24 protein-coding genes are annotated in these 20,949 nt (G+C 63.7%); 11 read left to right on the top strand and 13 right to left on the bottom strand.

Annotation, left to right across the window (positions count from 1 at the left end; translation table 11 throughout):
• Positions 1-54 precede the first annotated feature (54 nt).
• The gene (locus R2676_RS05120; protein ID WP_316856861.1) at positions 55-3,606 is read left to right on the top strand and encodes an EAL domain-containing protein; all 3,552 of its coding nucleotides are present in this window, start codon (positions 55-57) and stop codon (positions 3,604-3,606) included.
• A gap of 27 nt (positions 3,607-3,633) precedes the next feature.
• On the opposite strand, the gene R2676_RS05125 is transcribed toward R2676_RS05120, so the two are convergent.
• Positions 3,634-5,223, bottom strand: a complete 1,590-nt coding sequence (locus R2676_RS05125) for a methyl-accepting chemotaxis protein (RefSeq protein WP_206273005.1) — start codon at positions 5,221-5,223, stop codon at positions 3,634-3,636.
• A 215-nt stretch (positions 5,224-5,438) separates the two neighbouring features.
• Here R2676_RS05125 and R2676_RS05130 point away from each other — a divergent pair, with 215 nt between their 5' ends.
• Positions 5,439-5,699: a hypothetical protein gene (locus R2676_RS05130; RefSeq protein ID WP_206273153.1), complete on the top strand. Its 261-nt coding sequence runs from the start codon at positions 5,439-5,441 to the stop codon at positions 5,697-5,699.
• 13 nt (positions 5,700-5,712) lie between these two features.
• On the opposite strand, the gene R2676_RS05135 is transcribed toward R2676_RS05130, so the two are convergent.
• The 3 genes from R2676_RS05135 to R2676_RS05145 form a co-directional block, all read right to left on the bottom strand.
• A complete protein-coding gene (locus R2676_RS05135; RefSeq protein ID WP_206273007.1) occupies positions 5,713-6,534 on the bottom strand; it encodes a siderophore-interacting protein in 822 nt (273 codons plus the stop codon).
• A gap of 99 nt (positions 6,535-6,633) precedes the next feature.
• Positions 6,634-7,302, bottom strand: coding sequence for a PadR family transcriptional regulator (locus R2676_RS05140; RefSeq protein WP_027679432.1), 669 nt, complete (start codon positions 7,300-7,302; stop codon positions 6,634-6,636).
• Positions 7,303-7,418: 116 nt separating this feature from the next.
• Positions 7,419-7,937: a MarR family winged helix-turn-helix transcriptional regulator gene (locus R2676_RS05145; protein ID WP_206273009.1), complete on the bottom strand. Its 519-nt coding sequence runs from the start codon at positions 7,935-7,937 to the stop codon at positions 7,419-7,421.
• Positions 7,938-8,013: 76 nt separating this feature from the next.
• Here R2676_RS05145 and R2676_RS05150 point away from each other — a divergent pair, with 76 nt between their 5' ends.
• From R2676_RS05150 to R2676_RS05160, 3 genes are read left to right on the top strand one after another with little or no spacing between them, the layout of a single operon-like run.
• Entirely contained in the window at positions 8,014-8,511 is a 498-nt protein-coding gene (locus R2676_RS05150; RefSeq protein WP_206273011.1) for a carboxymuconolactone decarboxylase family protein, read from the top strand.
• Positions 8,508-8,957 (top strand): GNAT family N-acetyltransferase, encoded by a 450-nt coding sequence (locus R2676_RS05155; protein WP_206273012.1) that lies wholly within the window; start codon positions 8,508-8,510, stop codon positions 8,955-8,957. Before R2676_RS05150 ends, R2676_RS05155 begins: the two co-directional genes overlap by 4 nt.
• On the top strand, positions 8,954-9,580 hold the full coding sequence (locus R2676_RS05160; protein ID WP_206273014.1) for an FMN-dependent NADH-azoreductase: 627 nt from the start codon (positions 8,954-8,956) through the stop codon (positions 9,578-9,580). Before R2676_RS05155 ends, R2676_RS05160 begins: the two co-directional genes overlap by 4 nt.
• Before the next feature lie 31 nt (positions 9,581-9,611).
• On the opposite strand, the gene pcp is transcribed toward R2676_RS05160, so the two are convergent.
• The 3 genes from pcp to R2676_RS05175 all read right to left on the bottom strand — a co-directional run bounded on the left by pcp (position 9,612) and on the right by R2676_RS05175 (position 12,454).
• The gene (gene pcp, locus R2676_RS05165) at positions 9,612-10,259 is read right to left on the bottom strand and encodes a pyroglutamyl-peptidase I (RefSeq protein WP_206273015.1); all 648 of its coding nucleotides are present in this window, start codon (positions 10,257-10,259) and stop codon (positions 9,612-9,614) included.
• Positions 10,260-10,338: 79 nt separating this feature from the next.
• Entirely contained in the window at positions 10,339-10,758 is a 420-nt protein-coding gene (locus R2676_RS05170) for a MarR family winged helix-turn-helix transcriptional regulator (RefSeq protein ID WP_027679426.1), read from the bottom strand.
• Between the two features lie 85 nt (positions 10,759-10,843).
• Positions 10,844-12,454 carry a hypothetical protein gene (locus tag R2676_RS05175; protein WP_206273016.1) on the bottom strand — a complete coding sequence of 537 codons (1,611 nt, stop codon included), beginning with the start codon at positions 12,452-12,454 and terminating at the stop codon, positions 10,844-10,846.
• A 189-nt stretch (positions 12,455-12,643) separates the two neighbouring features.
• Between R2676_RS05175 and blaOXA the strand changes: the two genes are divergently transcribed.
• Complete coding sequence (gene blaOXA / locus R2676_RS05180; protein ID WP_206273017.1) at positions 12,644-13,459, top strand: OXA-60 family carbapenem-hydrolyzing class D beta-lactamase; 816 nt, start codon at positions 12,644-12,646, stop codon at positions 13,457-13,459.
• A 167-nt stretch (positions 13,460-13,626) separates the two neighbouring features.
• Positions 13,627-14,070, top strand: coding sequence for a hypothetical protein (locus tag R2676_RS05185; RefSeq protein ID WP_206273018.1), 444 nt, complete (start codon positions 13,627-13,629; stop codon positions 14,068-14,070).
• A gap of 76 nt (positions 14,071-14,146) precedes the next feature.
• Here R2676_RS05185 and R2676_RS05190 read toward each other — a convergent pair whose 3' ends face one another.
• A complete protein-coding gene (locus tag R2676_RS05190; protein WP_316856854.1) occupies positions 14,147-14,317 on the bottom strand; it encodes a hypothetical protein in 171 nt (56 codons plus the stop codon).
• Between R2676_RS05190 and R2676_RS05195 the strand changes: the two genes are divergently transcribed.
• Together R2676_RS05195 and R2676_RS05200 are read left to right on the top strand one after the other, a co-directional pair.
• Entirely contained in the window at positions 14,316-14,735 is a 420-nt protein-coding gene (locus R2676_RS05195) for a lysis system i-spanin subunit Rz (RefSeq protein ID WP_316887235.1), read from the top strand. The genes R2676_RS05190 and R2676_RS05195 overlap by 2 nt on opposite strands.
• A gap of 100 nt (positions 14,736-14,835) precedes the next feature.
• Complete coding sequence (locus tag R2676_RS05200; RefSeq protein ID WP_206273020.1) at positions 14,836-15,324, top strand: hypothetical protein; 489 nt, start codon at positions 14,836-14,838, stop codon at positions 15,322-15,324.
• A gap of 160 nt (positions 15,325-15,484) precedes the next feature.
• On the opposite strand, the gene R2676_RS05205 is transcribed toward R2676_RS05200, so the two are convergent.
• From R2676_RS05205 to R2676_RS05215, 3 genes are all read right to left on the bottom strand, one after another.
• Positions 15,485-15,697 carry a hypothetical protein gene (locus tag R2676_RS05205; protein WP_206273021.1) on the bottom strand — a complete coding sequence of 71 codons (213 nt, stop codon included), beginning with the start codon at positions 15,695-15,697 and terminating at the stop codon, positions 15,485-15,487.
• A 287-nt stretch (positions 15,698-15,984) separates the two neighbouring features.
• Positions 15,985-16,353: a phosphotransferase gene (locus R2676_RS05210; protein ID WP_316856852.1), complete on the bottom strand. Its 369-nt coding sequence runs from the start codon at positions 16,351-16,353 to the stop codon at positions 15,985-15,987.
• An 805-nt stretch (positions 16,354-17,158) separates the two neighbouring features.
• Positions 17,159-17,464 carry a hypothetical protein gene (locus R2676_RS05215; RefSeq protein WP_206273023.1) on the bottom strand — a complete coding sequence of 102 codons (306 nt, stop codon included), beginning with the start codon at positions 17,462-17,464 and terminating at the stop codon, positions 17,159-17,161.
• 171 nt (positions 17,465-17,635) lie between these two features.
• Between R2676_RS05215 and R2676_RS05220 the strand changes: the two genes are divergently transcribed.
• The gene (locus R2676_RS05220; protein ID WP_206273025.1) at positions 17,636-17,893 is read left to right on the top strand and encodes a hypothetical protein; all 258 of its coding nucleotides are present in this window, start codon (positions 17,636-17,638) and stop codon (positions 17,891-17,893) included.
• Between the two features lie 107 nt (positions 17,894-18,000).
• Positions 18,001-18,486 carry a DUF695 domain-containing protein gene (locus tag R2676_RS05225; protein ID WP_206273026.1) on the top strand — a complete coding sequence of 162 codons (486 nt, stop codon included), beginning with the start codon at positions 18,001-18,003 and terminating at the stop codon, positions 18,484-18,486.
• Positions 18,487-19,475: 989 nt separating this feature from the next.
• Here the strand turns inward: R2676_RS05225 and R2676_RS05230 are convergent.
• Positions 19,476-19,955 (bottom strand): BRO-N domain-containing protein, encoded by a 480-nt coding sequence (locus R2676_RS05230; protein ID WP_410482516.1) that lies wholly within the window; start codon positions 19,953-19,955, stop codon positions 19,476-19,478.
• A gap of 37 nt (positions 19,956-19,992) precedes the next feature.
• The gene (locus R2676_RS05235) at positions 19,993-20,943 is read right to left on the bottom strand and encodes a LysR family transcriptional regulator (protein ID WP_206273028.1); all 951 of its coding nucleotides are present in this window, start codon (positions 20,941-20,943) and stop codon (positions 19,993-19,995) included.
• Between the last annotated feature and the right edge of the window lie 6 nt (positions 20,944-20,949).

Consider the following 20,949-nt stretch of genomic DNA (forward strand, 5'->3'; position numbering starts at 1 on the left):
CGTGCAACCGCAGAGTGCATCCGCTCTCCACATAAGGCTCTACCGGTCATTCAAGTGCCGAAGCACGCTCTCTTTCCCACCACGTTGCGCGGCCGCTTGCTCGCCTTGGCCGCGGTGGCCGCCTTGCCGGCCATCGTCGTGGCGATTGCCGGTGTGGCGCTTTACCGTGACCGGCTCAATGACCACCTTGCCCAGCACCTGACCCACGAAACCGAGGCCGCCGCGGCGCGCGTCGGCATGGTGCTGTCCAACGCGAATACGCTTCTCTCGGTGGTGCTTGCCGACGATTCGGCGCTGCGCATGGACCCGCAAGAGTGCAGCAGCTTCGTCAACCGCGTCTTCCATAATCAGAGCGAACTCGCGAACCTCGGCATCATCGACGCGCACCGCAAGCTGGTATGCACGCCGGACACGGCGAAGCTTGGCGTCGATCTGTCGGACCGGCCGTACCTGAACGAGATCCTGGCGACGGGCCGGCCTTCCTTGTCGACGTTCGTGACCGGGCGCGCCTCCAGCCAGGCGGTCCTGATTTTGGCGCGGCCGATGGCAGGCGGCGACGGCGCCATTCGCGGCGTGGCGTATGCGGCCGTACGGCAAAGCGCGCTGATTGCGGCCGCCATTGAAGGCGTGCCGGAAGCGCCGGTCTATCTGGTGGATGCGGACGGCAACGTGCTCTCGAATCACGGCACCTTGGCTGCGGCGCAAGTGCCGGCCGTCGTGCGCGGGCCGCTCCTGGCTTCGGCGGGGCAGCAGCCCGGCGAGCCGCTGCTGCTGGACGACACCGACGGCGTGCGCCGCGCCTACGCCGCCATGGTGGTGCCGCATGCTGCCGGCGGGCATCTGCGCATCGTGCGCGGCGTAGATGCCACCGACATCGTTCGCCAGCAGCGCAACGTGACGCTGGCCGGCGGGGGCGCCATTCTGCTGATGGTCGTGATGCTGCTCGCGCTGATCCAGATGGCGTTGCGGCGGATGGTCATGCCGCGCATCGACGCGCTCGTCGACGCCGCGCGCCACTACGCAACGGGCGATTTTTCGGCGCGCGTGCCCGAGCACGGCGCCTCGCGCGATGAACTCTCGCTGCTGGAGCGCACCTTCAACGAAATGCGCGCCGCCATCCAGCGGCACGACGCCACGGTCCACCGCCTGACCGAACGCTTCCAGCGCGTGGCCCGCGCGACCAACGACTGGATCTTCGACTGGGATATCGCGACCGGCGAGTCCTGGGCCAACGCCAGCCTGCATCGGCTGCTGGGCAGCGATGCCCTGCTGGGCCAGGGCGACGACGATGGCACCGGGGGCGGCACCTCGCGCACGCTGACCTTCCACCAGTTCGTACATCCGGACGATGTCGATGCCTTCGCCCAGGACCTGCGCGCCGTGCTGAATTCGGATCGTGACAACTGGCAGCACGTCTGCCGCGTGATCGACGCCAATCGCGCCACGCGCACCGTGGAAATTCGCGCGAGCCTGTATCGCGATCAGGACGGCCGGGCCGTGCGCATGGTCGGCGGGGTGACCGACATCTCGCAGCGCTCCGCGATCGAGCAGGAGCTGCGCAGCAGCGAAGCGAACCTGAGCGTGGCGGAGCAGATTGCGCTCCTCGGCAGTTGGCGCTGGGATGTGCTGCGTGACTCGACCACGTGGTCGTCGGGGATGTACGTGTTGACGGGCATGCCGCCGGGTGCGCCGCCGGCCTTCGCCCAGCAGGCGCAGTTCTTTACCGCCGACAGCTACAACCGTCTGCGTGATGCCGCGAGCCGCGCCGTAACCGAAGGGGAGCCGTACTCGCTGGAGCTGGAGATGATCCGCCGCGACGGTGAGCACCGCTGGGTGCTTTCGCGCGGCAACATCGAGCGCAACGAGCGCGACGAGGTCATCGCGCTGTTCGGCACCATGCAGGACATCACCGAGCGGCGTGAATCCGACGAGCAACTGCGCCTGCTGCGCCGCGTGGTCGAATCGGTGCCGTCGGGCATTACCGTGGCCGACGCGCAGCAGCCTGACCTGCCGATCGTGTATGTGAACCCCGGCTTCGAGCGCATGACGGGGTATCGCGCAGAAGAAGTGCTGGGCCGCAACGCGCGCTTCCTGCATTCGTCCGAGCCTGGGCAGCCGGCGCTGAACGAGGTGCGGACCGCGCTGCGCGACGAGAGCGAGATCCGCGTGCTGCTGCGCAATTTCCGCAAGGACGGCCACGCGTTCCTGAACAACTTCCTGCTCTCGCCGGTGCGCGACGCCAAGGGCGCGGTGACGCACTACGTCGGCATCCAGGACGACGTGACCGAGCAAGAGATGACGCGCATGCGCCTGGCCCAGCACGCCACCATCGACCCCCTCACGGGGTTGCCCAACCGCACGCTGCTGGCCGACCGGGTGCAGCAGTCGGTGGAAATGGCCGCACGCCAGCGCAGCCGCTTCTATGTCGCGCTCGTCAACATCGATCGTTTCAAGGTCGTCAACGACAGCCTCGGCCACCTGCTGGGCGACGAGGTGCTGCGCCGGGTGGCCGAGCGCCTGCGCGATGCCGCCGATACGGTGGACACCGTGGCACGCTTTGGCGGCGACGTGTTTGCATTGGTGATCTCGCACGCCGGTTCGCGCGGCGTCGACTTCGGCTTTGATCTGTTTGCCGAGCCGGTGCGCGTGGAAGGGCACGAGGTGTTCGTGACGGCAAGCATCGGCGTGGCCGAATACCCGGCGCACGGCACCGACGCCGATAGCCTCATCCGCCATGCCGAGATGGCGATGTACTACGCCAAGCAGAACGGCCGCAACCGCCTGGAATTCTTCGCGCCGGAAATGGATATCGGCGTGTCGTACCGGCTGAACCTGGAGCACCAGATTCGTGCTGCGCTGGAGCAGGGCCAGTTCCGCTTGCTGTACCAGCCGCAGATCGACACCAAAACCGGCCGCGTGTGCGGGCTGGAAGCGCTGATCCGCTGGATTCACCCCACGCGCGGATTGCTGCCGCCGGCTGCGTTCATTCCGGTGGCCGAAGAGAGCGGGCTGATCGTCGAGATCGGCAACTGGGTCTTGACCGAAGCCGCGCAGCAACGCGCCGAGTGGCACAAGCGCGGCCTGGCTGATGACCTGACGCTGGCAGTGAACGTGTCGCCGCTGCAGTTCAAGCGCGGCACCGTGCTGCCGACGCTGCTCAAGCTGCAGCGCCAGTACGGCCTCGGCTCGGGCTTCCTTGAGTTGGAAGTGACCGAGTCGATGCTGATGGAAGGCACCGAACGCACCATCGAAGACCTTACGGCCATTCGCCAGCTTGGCGTGCGCATTGCCATCGACGATTTCGGCACGGGGTATTCGAGCCTGGCGTATCTGAAGCGCTTGCCGATCGACCTCATCAAGATCGACCGCGCCTTCGTCAAGGACATCGATCGCGATTCCAACGATGCCGCCATCTGCACGACCGTCGTGGTGCTCGCCCACAACCTTGGCGTGAAGGTGTGTGCCGAAGGCGTGGAAGATGCTGCGCAATCGGCCTTCCTGGCCTCCCACCAGTGCGACGTGCTGCAGGGCTATTACTTCAGCGAGCCGCTGTTGCCTGAGGCGGTGACGGCCTTGCTGGAACGCGACACGCGCTTCACCGTGTAAGGCAGCGCTGCCGCTGCCGCCGCGGCGCTACGCGCGGAACACGGCGATGGCGTGCTTCAGGTCTTCCGACTGGCGGGCCAGCACCGACGTGGCGGCTGCCGCTTCTTCCACCAGCGTGGCGTTCTGCTGCGTGACCCCATCGAGCTGCGAAACCGACGCGTTGATCTGCGCAATGCCGCTGCTCTGCTCGCGCGAGCTGGCGGAGATTTCCGACATGAGCTGCGTGACGGTCTGCACCGATTGCACGATCTGCGTCATGGTGGCGCCCGCCTTGTGGACGAGATCAACGCCGTCGCGCACGGACTGGTCGGATGCGCGGATGATCTCCTTGCTCTGTGCGGCGGCCTGCGCGCTGCGTTGGGCCAGGCTGCGCACCTCGCCGGCAACGACTGCAAAGCCCCGGCCTTCTTCGCCCGCGCGAGCGGCTTCCACCGCGGCGTTGAGCGCAAGGATGTTGGTCTGGAACGCGATGCTCTCGATGGTGGCGATGATCTCGGTCACGCGCTGGCTGTCGGCGCGGATGGCGTCCATGGTTTGCACCACGCGCTGCACGACCTGGCCGCCGTCGGCCGCGATCGTCGAGGCCTCTTCGGCAAGGGCGCTGGCGGCACGGGCGTGGTCGGCATTCTGCGCGACCATCGATGTCAGCTCCTCCATGCTGGATGCGGTTTCTTCCAGCGCGGCGGCCTGCTGCTCGGTACGGGCGGAGAGGTCATGGTTGCCCGCGGAAATCTGCAGCGTGCTGTGCGCGACGTTGGCGGCGCCGTCTTGGATGTCGCGCACGATCGACGACAGGCTTGCGCGCATGGTGCCCATGGCGCGCATGACTTCGCCCAGCTCGTCGCTGGAGCGGACTTCGACCACGGTGGTCAGGTCGCCGGCGGCCAGTCGCGTGGCAAGCGTGGCGGCTTCTTCCAGCGGTCGGATCAGCGTGCGTGCAAGCAGCACGCCTGACATCGTCGCCAGCCCGGCGCAACCCACGCCGGTGAGCCACAGCCAGTCGCGGCTGAAGACGAGCCACGCTGCGCCATGCAGATCGGCCGCTTCCAGGGCGATGTGCGCCCACACCGTGCCGATCAGGATGGCCGATGCAATCAGCGTTTGCAGCCCGATCACCTTGAAGCGCAGGCTGTCGATCTGGAACAGATTGACGGCGCGCCGCCATCCCGTGCGCAGAATGCGGCCCGCGCGCACGGTGTACGACGCGTCGCCTTCATTGATGGCGGTATAAGCGCGTTGCGCGCGCGCGATCTGCGCAGGCGTCGCCATGGAGCGCACCGACGTATAGCCGACCACCACGTTGTTCTGAAACACCGGCGTCACGTTGGCCAGCACCCAGTAGAAGCCGCCGTCCTTGCGGCGGTTCTTGACGAAGCCGCGCCACGCCTTGCCGGCTTGCAGCGTGGCCCACAAATCCGCGAAGGCGGCTTCGGGCATGTCGGGGTGGCGCACGAGATTGTGGGGCGCACCGACCAGCTCTTCCTGCGAGTAGCCGCTGATGCGCACGAACGCCGGATTGGCGAAGACGATGCGGCCTTTGAGATCGGTGCGGGAGATGAGGTAGTCCGTCGGGTTGAGGGCGGTTTCGGCTTGGGTGACCGGCAGGTTCTTGCGCATGGTGGTGCCGCGCTTCGTGGGCGCGGAGTATCGGAAGGAGGCGTGAGCCTGAAAGGCTCGCTGTCCTTCTTTGCATCGGCATGCTGCGGGCGGCCTAAAGGTGATGCCGGCGCCGCGAGTTGATCTGGATCAAATTCCGGGCGCGGCGCAGATTGGCATGGCCGTTGCTACGTTGCTGGCAATGCGCCGTTCAGGCGCTGCAGATGGAGGAACGAGTGCACAAGATCTGTGGAGACGTTGAAATCGTCCCGCGCGTGGTGCCCGCCGGCGGGCGGGGCTGGGAGGCACGCGTGGAGGTCGTGTTTCGCGGGGCCGAAGGGCAATCGTTGTCGGGCTCGCAGCCGGTGCGGCCCGGATGCACCTTCGGCTCGCCGCGCGAAGCGATGGACGCGGCGCTGCTGCACGGGCAGCGCCTGTTGCGCGAGTGGGTGAGGGGCACCACAGGCACCACACCCCAGGCAGAAGTCGCGACCTGACGCGACGCGAAGATCAGCGCGCCTCGCTCGCCTTGCGTTCTTCGCGCGAGAGGCCGGCTGTCCAGTAGCCCTTGGCGTCGATGGCGTCATGCGGGACGGCCCAGGCGCCTTCGAGCAGCGTGCGCACCTGCTTGAGCAACGACGCCTCGCCGGCCAGGAACACCTGCGGCGTGCCGGCCGGCATGGCTTGCGCGCTGAGCGCTCCAACCATCATGGCGCCGGCGTGCGCCGTATCGCTTTCCACCCAATGGATGTTGCGGCTGCGCGGGTGCGCGGCCAAGGCGCCTTCCAGCGGCAGCCGGGCGCGGGCGTCGCCGATGGCGATGTAGGTGAGCACCTGCGCGTGCTCAGGCAGCGTCTCCAGGATCGCGAAGATCGCAGGCAACGCGGTTTCGTCGCCGATGAGCAGCGTCCAAGGTGCGGCTGGATCGGCACGGAAACCGCGCTTCGGGCCAGCAAATTCGACTTCATCGCCGGGCGCGGCATGCTCGAGCCAGCGTGCGGCAGGGCCGTGCTGGGCTGCCGGCGTTTCGTCGTGCACGACGAAATCGATTTCGAGTTCGCCGCGCGCCGCGTGATAGCGGCGGATGGTGTAGGCCCGACCGAGCGTTCGGCCGCTGCCCGCGCGATCGTGCGGAAACATCAACTTGATGGCGGCGGCGGGGGGCGCCTCGGCGAGATCCTCGAGATCCGTGGCGGCCACGCCGGTAAAGACCACGCGGCGCATGCGGGGCGACAACGTATGGATGGCGCGCACACGCACGCGGCGTGTGGCGGGTTTGACAGAACTGAGCAGCTGCGACATGAGACCTTGTGTGCGATTGAAGGCAAACATAGATGGCTGCGGAATGAACCGACTGGACCGACTGGACTGACGCGGTGGCCCGGGCGACCGAACATCGCCCGGGGCGGCTGAACAGATGCTGCTGGCCGCTTACCGCTCGCCGGTGATTTCCTTGAGGGCACGTAGCAGGATGTCTGCCACGCGTTGCTGTTCTTCGCGCGAAGCGAAGCGTTTTTCCATGAGGGCAAACTTGAGGCGCCAGCGCGCGGTGCGCAGCGGGTCGTGGCCTGTGTCCGTCCATTCGGCGGCGTTGTCGGTTTCGCGGTCGAAGGCCATGGCTTCGTTCATGCGCTTGACGCGCTCACCCATGGCGCGCAGCTGCGCGAGGATGGCGTCGGCGCTGTTCTGGCGCTCCGCCAGCCAAGCTTCGCCTTCGGGCGTGATGCCGTAGCGCTTCTTGTTGCCTTCGACGGTGACGGAAGCAAAACCGTGATCTTCGAGGTACGACAGGGCCGGGTAGACCATGCCCGGGCTTGGCGTGTAGAAACCAAGCGAGTGCTCTTCCACCGCCTTGATCAACTCATAGCCGTGGCGCGGGGTGCCCTTCAGCAGCGCCAGCAGCACCAGTTGCAGATCGGCTGAACTGAGCCGTCGGCCACGCCAGGGGCTGCCGCCCTCGTCATCGCCTTCTCCGTAGCCGCCGGGGCCGCCAAAGCCGCCCATGCCGCGCCCGAAACCATGGCCGCCATGACCGTGCCGGCCCATCATGAAGTGTTTCTCAATCCACATTCTGGGGTGATGTCCAAACCATCCGCGCATTGCCGTTCTCCTGAAGAGCATCATCAGATATATCGTAAGATACATCGCATGATAGTGGCGGCCATCCAGAAGTCAAGGACATCCGTGGCGGCGGCAGGAAAAAAACCGGCCTCGGATCAGGCGGCAGGTTTGTCGTTGCCGAGCTTGGCGACGTGTACCAGCCAGCGCCGCACCACCTCTTCTTCTTCCGGCGTGAACCCGTTGACCAGATCCTGCTCGATGCCGCCTGAGCGGTCTCGGCATGCGGCGAGCAGGTCGGAACCTTCCGGTGTGACGTCGATGTGCTGGATCCGGCCGTGCACGGCGTGGGGCCGGCGGGTGATGGCGCCGCTGCGCTCCAGGTTGGTGACGATCACGCTCACCGTCTGGGGCGTCAGCATGGCCAGCCGGGCGAGGTCGGCATTCGAGATGCCCGGGTAGGCGCGGAGCATCGTGAGCACCAGGAATTGCGGCAGCGTGACGCCTATGTCGGCCATGGCGCGCTCCATGCGCAACCGCTGCGCGGCGCTGGCTTGGCGCAGCAGGTAGCCGAGATAGCCCTCTTCGCCGCGTTTGCCTTGGCCGGGCTCCGGAATGGCGGGCGCGTTGGCGGATGGGTCGTGTTCCTGGGTCGCAACAGGGGTGCGCTTGCTCATGATGTAAGAGTTCGAATATGATGTTCGAACACTGATATTACCACTCCTCCCACCCGAAACCCTTCAGGAGCCAGCCATGGAAGATCTTTCCCCGCGCATGGATTACTCGGAATTTGTCGATACTGCCGTCGGCGTGACGCCGGCGTTGCAGGCGCTCAGCAAGGCGGTGGACGCCTCTGGGCTGGAAAAACCGCTGACCGAACTCGTCAAGCTGCGCGCCTCGCAAATCAACGGCTGCGCGTTTTGCGTGCAGTTTCACCTGAACCTCGCGCGCAAGCTGCGTGTGGCGCCGGCCAAGCTGGATCTGGTGGCGGTCTGGCGCGACACGCCGGCCGTTTTCACCCCGCGAGAGCGCGCCGCGCTGGCCTGGACGGAAGCGCTGACCACGTTGGCCCGCGCCGCCGGTCACGGCGTGGAAGACCACGAATACGATGCCGTGCTCGAGCATTTTTCCCGGACGGAAGTTGCCTTTCTCACCGCCGCCGTCGCCAACATCCAGGCGTGGAACCGCATTGCCGTTGCGATGCGTTTTGCGCCGCAGGTGCCGGCCCCGGCAGCAGCGGAGGGTGCATGACCATGGACGCCATCCGCCCCATCGAAGACGAAGCCGCGCTGCGTGCGTGCTTTCCCCTCATGCATCAATTGCGGCCGCACCTTGCCGACGCAGATGAACTGGCCGCGCGCTGGCGCCGGCAGGTGGAAGACGGCTATCGCCTCATCGCCGTCTGGCGTGACGGCGCGCCGGTTGCCCTGGCGGGCTATCGCCAGCAGGAAAACCTCGTCTACGGGCCGTTCCTGTATGTCGACGATCTCGTGACCGATGCCAAGCTGCGCAGCAGTGGCCTCGGCAACGTCCTGATGGACCATCTCAAGGCCGAAGCGGAGCGTCTGGGCTGTGCAAGGCTGGTGCTCGACACGCCGCTGTCCAACGTGCTTGGCCATCGCTTTTATTACCGCAACGGGCTGCTCGCGGGCGCCTTGCGGTTTGGCATGAAGACGCAACCTGGAGCAACGCGATGACAACCCTGCTGCATGTGGCCGTGAGCGCCCGTGACGATCGCTCGCACAGTCGGCGCGGTGCGCAGTTCGTGATTGCGCAACTGGCGCAAGCCGCCGGCGGCCTGCGCATCATCGAGCGCGACCTGGCGGCGACGCCGCTGCCGCATCCCGATGCCGGTTTTATCGAGGCCAGCCTCATGCCCGACGCCGAGCGCACCGCAGCGCATCGCGCGCAACTTGCGCTGTCGGAAACGCTGATCGGCGAGCTGGAGGCGGCGGACGCGGTGCTGATCTCCACACCGGTGCACAACTACACGGTGCCTTCGGCGCTGAAGGCGTGGATCGATCTGGTGGTGCGGCCCGAGCGCACGTTCCGCCGCACGCCAAAAGGCAAGGTCGGCACGCTGACCGATCGCACGGTGCTGGTGGTGTCCGCCTCCGGCGGCAACTTCGATGGTGCCCACGCGCAGACCGATTTCCTGATGCCGTATCTGCGGTACGTGTTTGCCACGGTGGGCATCCATCAAGTTGCCGGCATCCGCTTGCAGAACACCGCGCGCGGCGCCGATTCGGCCATGCAGGCCTTTGAAGGGTTTCGGCAGGAGCTGGCCGCGCGGATGTTGCTCATGCCGCTGGTTGCCTGATTGCGTCGGGCCTGGCCCGGCGGTTCACGTGTCAGTGGACGGCCCCGCCGCTGACCTTCACATCTGCGCGCGTGGCCAGCGCTGTACGCACCGCCAGACGAATCCCTTCAATTTGCGTATCGATCGACAGACTGGGCCGGCCCGCATGCCGGGCCGCCAGTTGGGGCGTGGTCGGCACGTGAATGAAGCCGCCGCGCACGTGCGGCGCGCGGGTTGCGATGTGGTGCATCAAACCGTAGAACAGGTGGTTGCAGTTGTAGGTGCCGGCACTTTGCGACACGCTTGCCGGCACGCCGGCCTCGCGCAGCGTTTGCACGATCGCTTTGATCGGCAGCGTGGAAAAGTACGCCGCCGGCCCACCGGGCAACACAGGCGTATCGACGGGCTGATTGCCGGCGTTGTCCGGAATGCGTGCGTCGATCACGTTGATGGCCACGCGCTCCACCGAGATCTCCGTTCGGCCGCTGGCCAACCCGAGCGCGAACACCAGGGTCGGCGATGTTGCCTCGATAGCGTCCACCAATTGTTCGTTGGCGAGACCAAACACGCACGGCAGCTGCCGCGCCACGATAACCGCGCCGTCCACCTGCGTGCCGTCGAGTGCCTGCGCGATGTCCCACGAAGGGTTGGTGGGGTCGGATTCAAACGGCTCGATGCCCGTGACGAGAACGGTAGTCATGCGCGCGCTCCTGGTTGATATGCGTAGCGATGCAACTATTTGCCGATCAAAAAGGCGGCCATGGCCGCCCCCGTTTGTCTTACGTGTTTAGTGCACTCCGAACGTCGCGGATGGCCTGCACCGTATCGTCGAACGCGCTTGCGCCGACGTGCTCGCGCAAGCGCCGCGCCACCTTGGCGCTGGCCGCCTGCAGCGCGGCTTCCACTGCTCGGGCCGCTTCCGTGGGGAACAGGTTCCACTCGCGGCCATCCTCTGCGGACGGCTGCCGCTCCACCAGCCCCTTGGCGACCAAGCCATCGACAAGACGCGTGGCCGTGGGCCGCGCAATGCCCAGCACCTCGGCCAGTTCGCGGTTGAGCACGCCGGGCCGTTTGAGCACCACGCGCAGCACAAAGCCTTGCGGCGGCGTCAGGCCGAACGGCGCGTACGCTGCCGCCCATTCGCGTTCGACGGAGCGCGCCAGCGCGGTGGTGTTGAAGTACAGGCAGTGATCAAACATGTGCGGCAGTCTAGCGATAGATCGTTAGGGATGCAACGAATTTATCCATCCATCGATCTGCTGGGAGTGCAGCTCGGTGTACGGCTCAGGGAGGCGTTTCCGCCATCTGCGTCAGCTGCTTCAGTGCCTGGACGAAGTACGCGCGATCGTGCGGCGCCAGGTCTTGCATGGTTTGCGAGAGGCGCTCCATTGTCGTGCGCGCGGTGGCGTGATCGCGGTCTGCGTGGGCAAACCACGCCAGCTCCAGCAGCAAGCCACTCACTTGGACGTGGCCATAGCGATGACGGCCACTGTCGTGCTCGCGCAGACGCAGCGTCGCCACGTCGGTCCAGCGCTGGGGCCAGTAGCGCGCGTCAAAGGCTTCGGCAAACGGCCCGGCCTGCGTGCGCAGGTCGTTCAACGTCAGCGCAGTGCGGCTTGTGTCGGCGCGTGCAATGCGCATGAGCGCGATGGCGTTCCACGCCGATTGCAGCGGCCCGCCGTTGCGAAGCGCCTGCCATTCGCTCATGGCCAGCCAACGGACGGCATCGACCGTGCCGTCGGCATGCACCGCGTTGCCAAGCACATCGCGCAGCAGCCAGCACGTCATGCCGAGGTTGGCGGCAACCTGCTGCACGGCGTCGGAGGCTTGGCTTTCCAGCGCGGCAGCCAGCGCGGTTTCGAACTGCGCGACGATGCGCTGCGCGGTCTGGGCGCGTACGTCCGATGCAATGCCGTCAGCGTCGGCGTAGAGCAGGCGGGCGCGCTCGATGAGTGCGCTGAGGTTGTTCCACTCGAAACGGATCTGCGGGTGATAGCGCAGCAGGCTGCGGCCGGGCTCGGCGTCGGCCAGGCGCGCCAGCAGGCCCGCGGCAAGGTCGAGGTCGCGCCGGTCATACGCGCACCATGCGGTGACGATGCGCTCCATGGCCGCGAGGTAATCGTTGCCCAGCACATGACGCTGCCGACGGTGCGCGCGCAGTTGCGAGAGCAAGGCGCTGGCGCGTGTCGAGTCGCCCAGCCGGCGCGCGGCCATTGCCTCGCCCAGGGTGACGAGGGCGCGCTGAAAGTCGTTGTCTGCGGCGTCGCCGGCGTGGCGCAAGGCGAGCAGGGCGCCGCCGCGCTCGGTGTCGGAGGCGCTTGTGCCGGTGCTCGTGCCGGTGCTCAGCGCATGCAGCAGGCGGCCTTCGCGCATGGCGTGGCGCGCCGTCAGAAAAGCGTGCCAGAAAGCCGGATTTGGCGTGCCGGGTGCGGGCCCGGACAGCGCGCTGGCGTTGGATTCAGCGCCGATATCCGGGCTGCCCTCCGGCGCGGCGATACCGAGGAAGGCGCGCACATCGGTGTCATCGGCAATCCGTCCTTCCACCAGGCAGGTCACGCGCGCCGCGTCTTCGGGCGTAAGCCAGAACGGGCCCTGGCTACGCTTGTCTGCGTTGAGAAAGCGTGGCTCGCGGTCGCGTTGTTCGCCCCAGCCGGCTTGCACGCCCCAGTTCTGCCAGTCGCGAAAGGCGCGGCTGATCATCATGCGTTGCGTGCTGGCGTCCGATACGGCACCGCGCAGGTCGGCCAGCCGCACCAGCGGTTGTTCCGGCGACAGACGATGGGCGTAGGCCAGCCGCACCAGTAGCCACAGGCTCTGGAACGGCGCACGCCGGCCGTCGACGGTTTGCGGCGTGGTCAGTTCCACATGAAGTGGCGGCAGCGTGGGCGGTGTCATACGGGCAGCGTGGGCAAGGCGAAAGCGTGGCCGTCATTGTGCGCCAAGCCGCCTGTTACAGGCGTTACGCGCGTGACGTGCGGCAAGGCGGGGGCGCTGGCTGCGGCGCATGTCGACCCCTACGATGCGCAGCGCTGGCGGCTGCCGAGGCCTGCCGGCATTCGCCCACAACCTCAAAGGAGTTGTCTCATGCTGTCTCGCTGCTCGAAGACCCTCGCGTTTGCCGTGGTGGCCTGCGCGCTGGCAATAAGCACCGCCACCGCTCATGCCGAGCTGGTCGTGCGCAATGACCTCAAGCGCGTGTTCGACGACGCCGGCGTCTCCGGCACCTTCGTGCTGATGGACATCAGCGCCGACCGCACGTATGTCGTCGATCCGGCGCGCGCCGCGCGGCGTATCCATCCGGCATCGACGTTCAAGATTCCGAACAGCCTGATCGCCTTCGACACCGAGGCCGTGCGCGACGATCAGGAAGTGCTGCCCTACGGCGGCAAGCCGCAGCCTTACAAGCAGTGGGAACACGACATGGCGTTGCCCGAGGCGATTCGCCTGTCGGCCGTGCCGATCTATCAAGAGGTCGCGCGCCGCGTTGGGTTTGAGCGCATGCAGGCCTACGTCGATGCGTTCGACTACGGCAATCGCCAGCTCGGCAGCGTGATCGACCAGTTCTGGCTGCGCGGCCCGCTGGAGATTTCCGCGTTTGAAGAAGCGCGCTTCACCAGCCGCATGGCGCTCAAGCAGTTGCCGGTAAAGCCGCGCACGTGGGACATGGTCCACCGCATGCTGTTGGTCGAGCAGCAGGGCGATGCCGCGCTGTATGCCAAGACTGGCGTCGCCACCGAATACCAGCCCGAGATCGGTTGGTGGGTCGGCTGGGTCGAGCGTGCCGGGCGCGTCTATGCGTTTGCGCTGAACATCGACATGCCGCGCAAGGGCGATATGGCCAAACGCATTCCGCTTGGCAAGCAGTTGATGCAGGCGCTCGAGGTGTGGCCGGCGCCGTGAGATGCGCACCTGCAGGTTCCTCTATCTGACCCGCAATTAGGGATGCCCGCAATCCACAGTGAGATGGATCCGGAGGACGATGAAAATCGTAAAAAACTATTGCGGCGGTCCGTCGGAAGGCGACCAGACGCGAAACATCGCCCGAGGGGCGGGCATCCGGGGGTCTTATGTTCAGGGTCTACAAGGCAATGGCCGTCGCCATCACGGCGGCCGTCGGAGCGAGTGGGGCGCTTGCGGGCGGCAGCCAGGACGGCGTGATTTATTTCACGGGCGCCATCGTCGAGGCGGGGTTCCGTGTGCAGCCAGCGCTGCAGGCGGCGGGCGCGGGCGAGGGTTTGCAGGCGCGTTCATCCGCGTCCGGCGATCAGGTGGTGCTCGACTTTCGCTCGACGGCGGTGCGGGCCGTGCCGATCGATGTGTCGGTGGAGGCGCGTGGGGCATCGTCGCTCAGGCCTCTGCGGGTGGGCGATGCACGCAGCAAGGCGGACGTCCTGGCCAAATACGGCGGTTTCAAGGCCAGCCTGCTCATGGCAAACAACGGCACGCTGACCTTGTCGCGCGCGCCGGGGACGGAGCCAGCGCTGGCGGTGGTGACGCTGTCCTACCAGTAATGAAAAAGGCGGGGAAATCCCCGCTCAGTGCGCGACCATGACATTCACAAGGCGACCGGTATGTGCGTCTTGAGTGCTACGAGGCGCGCTTACGCGATGTGCTGGTACTCGCGGCATCCGCCGCAAAGGTCGACAGCGCTATCCCTACGCCGGTCAGCACCCTGGCCTTGACGATCTGTTGGTTGCTCGGAATGGCTGCTGCAGCGCGGTAGGCATCTATCAATTCGCGTTGCGCTTGTGCCTTCATTCCCTGGCGCCAGAGCGAGCGCCAGGCCGCCGTCGATACCGTCGTGACCGCCCTGCAGGCTGCCATCGACAAACACCGGCAGCTTACCGACCAGCTCGACGCGCTCGACCGTACCCATTTCTCGGAGATGCAACGTGCCACCGCTGAAAACACGCGTCTGCAGCGCGCTCTTGCTGCAGGTGATGTACGGATGTCAGTGCGCGCCCGTTGCCAGCCCGACGCCGGTGCCGGCGCAGGTGAAGATGAGCCCGGCGCCCGCGTGGGCGATGGAGCCACCGGCCGATGTGAGCTATCTGGAGAGGATGCGGCGGATCTTGTCGATCTCTTCGCCGGGGCAGAGCGGGATGGGGAGAAATTGAGGTATCTTCAGGCGCGCGAGCGTGCGCTTGCGGGGGCGGGTGTTTGTGTTCAGCCCTAAGGGGTCAACAGATCGGGCCAGCGCGGACGTCCGCGTCTTGCCAGTGGTGGCGATAAGGAAACGTTGCCGGGGCGCGGTGCCTAAACAATTTGAGAGGACTATGAATCCACAACTCATAACCGTGACGTTCGACGACGTCTCGCAGATCTTGTACCGCCCCGCTTCGCGATACGTCCCCGAAACGACTTCGTTCAACTTCACTGCCAAAGGTAAGCATGAATATGCCGTGACCATTTGGGGCAAGGTCAACATCCACAAGGGCATGACCGTCACGGCTCTGCTCAGGGAGCCAGGCAACTGGCAAACGCTAATGGGCTGGGTAGATCACGACAAAGGCGCGATAGCGGGTATTCGCTCTCCATTGTTGAGCGTTTGGTATGCGGCTCTTTGTATCTCGCTGATCGCGCTTAACCCGATATATGTAATGCCTCTATTTGGCGTTGGGGAGTGGGACTTTGATGTCGGGGCGTCGATACTATTCTTCGGAGCATTGCTTTTAGCGATATTCAACCTTTCACGTGCGTGGAAAGCATGGAAAGCGCTGAGTATGCTGCGCGGGTTCAAGTGTGCGGACGCAGGTGTAAGCTGACCAAATTACTGGTCGATGTACCCATAAGCGTCTGCTTCCGGCCAGAAGCGGACGGCTTAGTACCCGCACCACTCTTCACATTTGAATTCAGAGAATGATGTGAAGTGGAAGCGGAGCCTCGATTGCTTTCACTTTGCTATCAATTTCGCGCGTCAGCTCGTCAAAAGGCTTCGACCGTATCCGGCTTCTGCAGCGCCACCGCGCGGTCCCGAACAGTCGAAATGCAAAACGCGGTCGTAATTGGAGAGCGGTCTGCACCGCGCTCACGACGTTCCTCGCAAGCGGCGATGGCGTCGAATGCCGTTTTCATCTCCGGGTGCCGTGCCTCAGCATCGGAAATACTGCTGTGCTCCACGAACGCGCGTTGACGCATATATGACGACCTCCGAACGCATAGCACCGCGAGCAGGGCGACAGCCGCGAGTAGTAAGGCTACGACAAATTTGGATACCCGAGGGGTCATATGTCGCTGATATTTCGATGGCGCGATTCACTCGCTAGGCTGGTGAGGGACACTTCGCAGTGGGCTTGCTGCCGAGGCTTCGCTACGGGAGTGGGGGAAGGGGTTGGCAACTTGCGACAAGATGCTACCGTGAACGATGGCCAACTCGCGTCAGGCAAGCTTGGCGTGACTTTCCATGCGGCAGCAATTCAGCCGGTTCATTTCGGCGTTTGCATCGATTCCCACGCTGTAAGCAAATCGACTTGTTTTTGTAGCCAGGTCGTAGGCATTGCTTGCGTCCCCCACACATCAATGCGTCCGGCATATTCACCCATCAGCCAGAAATGGCGCACGATGACGAAGAGTGCGATGGCGGCGAAATCCGCGTCGCCAATCTTCCGGACGCTGCGATAACCAGCGATATAGCGAAGCCAGCGTTCACGCGTTGCAGTGTCTGGCTCCGCACTGGCGGTACGTTGCAACATGGCCCAAAGGTAAACAGCAAGTTCGTGGGCCAGCCAGCCGGGACCTGCGTCGTCAAAATCGAAGAACGACGCGATGCGCGTCCCGCCAGAGCCGTCGGTCATGAAATTGTTGCTCCCGTGGCAATCGCCATGGCAGTTCACGCAAGTAAGGTCTGGAATCGCAGCCACACGCTCAGTCTGCCCGCGATAGTGATAAACGTGGATCGCAGCTCCTCACTCACCGTCGGTGCAGAACACAATCGATGGAGCGACTGGTCGAGCAATAGCGGCAGTTCCAACTGGTAGCGGCTGACCGGGCCGTTGTATTCCTGACCAGCGTTGTACAGTAGGGCAAGCCCCGGCCGGTCGATTCGATGTCTACTACGTTTTCGCCTGGCGGGTTCCCATCCAGGTGCTCAAACAGCATCATGGGGCGCGCACCCTCTGGCAAGGCCATCGAAATTGCAGCGGCACCATCTCGAGTCAGCAATGAATCGGCTACCGCCGCCCCGGCGGCTTTGAGATGATTAAGGAGTGCCGCCTCGTACTCCGTGTTGGGTGCGCCGCGAGGACGGCGAGCGCACAGCCGAGCGACAGCTCGGCGACCATCTGCGAATCGGAGCCCATAAACATGATTAGAACCACGCCGCATCAAGACGCAGTCCAGAACTTCGCCAAACGCATAGCCCTCAGATATTGCAATCGCAACAGAGCCGCCCGTCGGAGTGGTCTGAGCAATATCTGCTGGGCACGATAGGGGCATGGTTTCCAGATGCAACGAGAGAAACAGCGATTGGGCTCGCTGAAGGGGGCAGCTTCATTGGCTGCTGTACGACATCTCACGCGCCGCTTCTGGGTGGCTATCATACAAGCGCGCCGCTGAACTGAATGTTCGGGTCAGCGACCGCTTCCGGCCAATTGCAGTCGCTCACGTGGGCCAAAGCATCGAGAGCGAGATGACAGCGCACCAAACGGCAGTTCCAAGCAGCGAAAGGCGCTTGTTTTTGCTCCAGATGTATTCAGTCATACTTTCCGGCGGCTCGGGTCGATAGGTCGACCACATCCAAACAAAGCCCACAGAGCCTATCTGAAGCAGACCTGCGCCGATGCCGCTTGCCAAACGGAACGATTCAGCGCCCCCAGTCACTGCATGGAGGGCCAGCGAGATATCCGCCATGGCAAGAGCGCCTGCACACAACAGCACCAAGCGAGGTGCTTTTTTGATATTGGACATGGCCGTCATCCGACGAAAATCAACTGAGCCTCGAAATCAGCTGGTTAGACAGTATCTAGGATATGTGAATGTGACGGTTCCGAATATGCGGCAACGAGCGCGCAAAGAAATCCCTTTACTCTGATAGATTCCGTGCGTTGTCCTTCACGGACCGCTCAGAGGAGCTGGTGAATGGTCGAACCAGACGAGTTGATTGTAGGTCGGGTGTATTTTGATATTTATTACGAAGACGAAGACCTTCGTTACCCGTTCATCCACCCTTACGAATACTGCGGGCGCGGCGAGCGCGGTGACTACGAGTTCCGGCAGATCGGAACCGGCGATCATTGCCGGTTTGATGAAGAGGGCGTGAGGTCCATGGAGCGTGTTGCCGATTTGTGGGCGTCGCTCAGTAAATGGGGGCGAGAGAATCCCGATCTTTTGCCATAGGTTCCGCGATGCGCTCACGATCAAGGCGTGCGCGGGCGGCAGCAGTCGTTGGCAAACGGAGTCCCGGGCAACTGCTTCCGTCATCTAACAAACCAAGCGTCAATTCAATGGGCATTTTGAAATGGCTGACGGTCACTCTTGCTTTCGCAGCTTGTACGGCCGCCTCTGCTGCTCCGGAGGAGAAAGCGTGGGAAGTGCTGGCTGCAAAAGACTCCGCTGGAAATGTGCGGCGGATCGTCCGCTATCGCAGTGATCTGCCTACTTGGGTCCAGAAGGCCTCGTTTGCCTCTCTTGTCGTCATTTCGTGGCCTAGCGGCAGCCCCGGCGGTATGCCGACCAAGAGCGAGTCAGAGCAGCACTACGCATTTGAAGATTCCTTGCAGGCTGCGGAAGAGTGGGAGCGAACCGCTGTGCTTGCAGCGGCAGTGACGGGGGAGGGAAAGGTTCAGTGGCACTTCCTCGCCCGCTCACATGACGAATTCATGCGGGTACTTAACAAGACGCTCCAGGGCAAGCCGCGTTTGCCCATCACTATTTCGCTGGAAAAGGACCCGCAGTGGTCTAATTATCGAAGCTTTGCTGGAGCGCGATAGAGCAAACCGATGAACCCACGGCAATTCTGGTTTCGCTCAACCCGGTTCGAGATAGAGCCGGGCGAAGATGAGCAAACGAATCCTTCATGCTACGGTCGGCAAGTTGCTCGATGGCTACGTGACCGTCTGTTCGCGGAAGGCCGCCTTGTGGAAGAGGCTATTCCTGAAGATTGGGGATGGTGTCTGGTCGTTCAGCGAAAGCCATACTTGCTCTGGGTCGGCTGTGGTAGCGTGCAAGACCACGCTGCGGCAGCGGCTTCGGACAACGTTGCTCACGACAGCAATGTTGTTTGGTCATGCTTCGTGGTTGCCGAACAATCACTGTTTGGTCGACTGCGAGGAGTCGACCCTGCTCCGGACGTTGATGCGCTTTTCCGGCAGGTGAAGGCTATCGTTGAGCTGGACTCGTCTAATACCCTTGTGTCGGAGCCATGAGCGGAGTGTTATAGGCTAGCGTAGGTTGTGAGTTGTTCCCTAGCCACCGCTGAGGGCGATCACCGCAGGCATCACTCCCGTCCGCTTCCGGCCAGAAGCGGACGTTGCGAGATACTGGACAACTCCAATAGGGTATCTGCCATCATGATTAAACGCGTTCTACTTCCCGTTGCCATTCTCTCCTTGCTAATTGGTATGTATTGGGGCGCTGATGTGCTAGGTGACCGAACATATCGGGCAGAAGTAGATACACCCGCCTCGCTATACTCATTGCCTCCTTATGAGTATCCGGCGGTCAATCCGGTTGTTGCGACGCTAGTGCCCTCTCAATCGATTCAAGTACTTCGGGTCCGGCATGGCAAGGACTTTGAAACGCTCAAGGTTGAAACGCCTAGTGGTCAGGTTGGGTGGGTCATAGTTGGAGAGGGAATCAAAGTCATATCGCGAGTCAATTGACCACCTTCATCGATGACCGCTCCCGGCCAATAGCCGTCATTGCAAATAGCCCGCACCGCCGCCAACCCAGCCAGCGATGCGAGCCTCATCCACTCGTTCTACACCCCCGCCTCAATCAAATCCGAAATCTGCACCGACGCGCGCGCGAAGTCAGTCTGCGCGCGGGCGCGCTTGTGCCGATAGCTGCCGGCGGAGATGGCGACGGGTTCTTTGGCGTCGTCGTGCTGCAGGACGATGAGCATGCCGGTGTAGCGATCTGCCTGGTAGATGTGTTTGTTGAGCAGTTGCAGCGCGCGCTCGACGTCGGCGGGGTAGAGGCTGGCGAGGTCGGCGGGTGTGCGGGCGGTGGCGGGCGCGGCGTCGATGCACGGTTGTCCGGTGAACTGGCCGGTCTTGCGGATGGCGGGCAGGACGATGGACGTGACCCACTTGCGGAAGCGCTGCGGGACGGTGCCGGGCTTTACGGCGTCTCGGCAGCGGAGGACGAGGGTGTACATGCCGGATTCGCTGATGACGGCCATGGATTGCGTCCGCCAAGGGTCTGCATTGATTGCAGACCCTTTTCGTCTTCCTCCAATTTGCGAATTGCCGTTGCGTCCACCCGAGACAACCCAGCTACACCTTGCGCGCTTGAGGTTGCGTTGACGGCGCTGATATGACTTTCTTCAGCGCAGATTTAGCCAAGGCGACCTCTTCGCGCAGCGCACGAATGAAGGGTTCAGCGAGGTGGTTCGCCGGTCGGTGTTCTGCGCACAGCAAGTTGACGCGGAAAGGGAACGACGTCGCCAATGGCCGAACATGAAGCCCCTGTGGGACGAACTCCATGGCGGTGAGAGGATTCACAATCGCGATTCCCAATCGCTTCTGAACCAAGCTGCAAACTGCGGCTGCAGTTGGTGCTTCGATTAGTAGGTTGCGAACGACGCCTTGTCGAGAGAATGCTTCGTCCCACAGCAAGCGATAGGGATCGGTTGGTGAAAGACTGATGAAATTGGTCTCAGAGAAGTCGGAAAGGGCGATCTTTCGTTTGGCTAACAAGGGGTGTCCATCATGCAAGACACAAACCTCGTCAATCTCAAGAAGTGGCTCCAGTCGAGTGCCTGGCGGGGCCTTGCTCTGTTCGGTTAAACCAAGATCGAACCGCTGTGCGCAGAGCCATTCTTCGAGAAACGGGGATTCCTGCGCTTCAATTGTCAGTGTGGCATCCGATCGCCCGGCAAAGAGCCGTTGGCATGCACCTGGCAGCAAGGTCTGCAAGAACATCGGCAGCGTCAGTACAGAAAGTCCGCCACCCTTGAAAGCTCGTAAATGTGCCGCCGTGGAAGCTACGCGCTCAAGGCCAACGTAGAACTGCTTAACCTCATCAAATAGTGTCAGCGCCGCAGCGGTGGGCCTGAGCCTTCCGTTGCTCCGGTCAAAAAGTTTGAACCCGACGACCTGCTCGAGGCGAGCGAGCTCCCGACTCACCGTGGGCTGCGAGGTGACAAGAAGCTCTGCAGCCTTTGTCACGCTTCCGGCCGTCATCAGCGCCCGAAAGACGTCCACGTGCCTGTGTGTGAGTGACATAGCCGG

This window comes from Ralstonia flatus, from assembly GCF_958439105.1.
In the GTDB taxonomy this organism is placed as follows: domain Bacteria; phylum Pseudomonadota; class Gammaproteobacteria; order Burkholderiales; family Burkholderiaceae; genus Ralstonia; species Ralstonia flatus.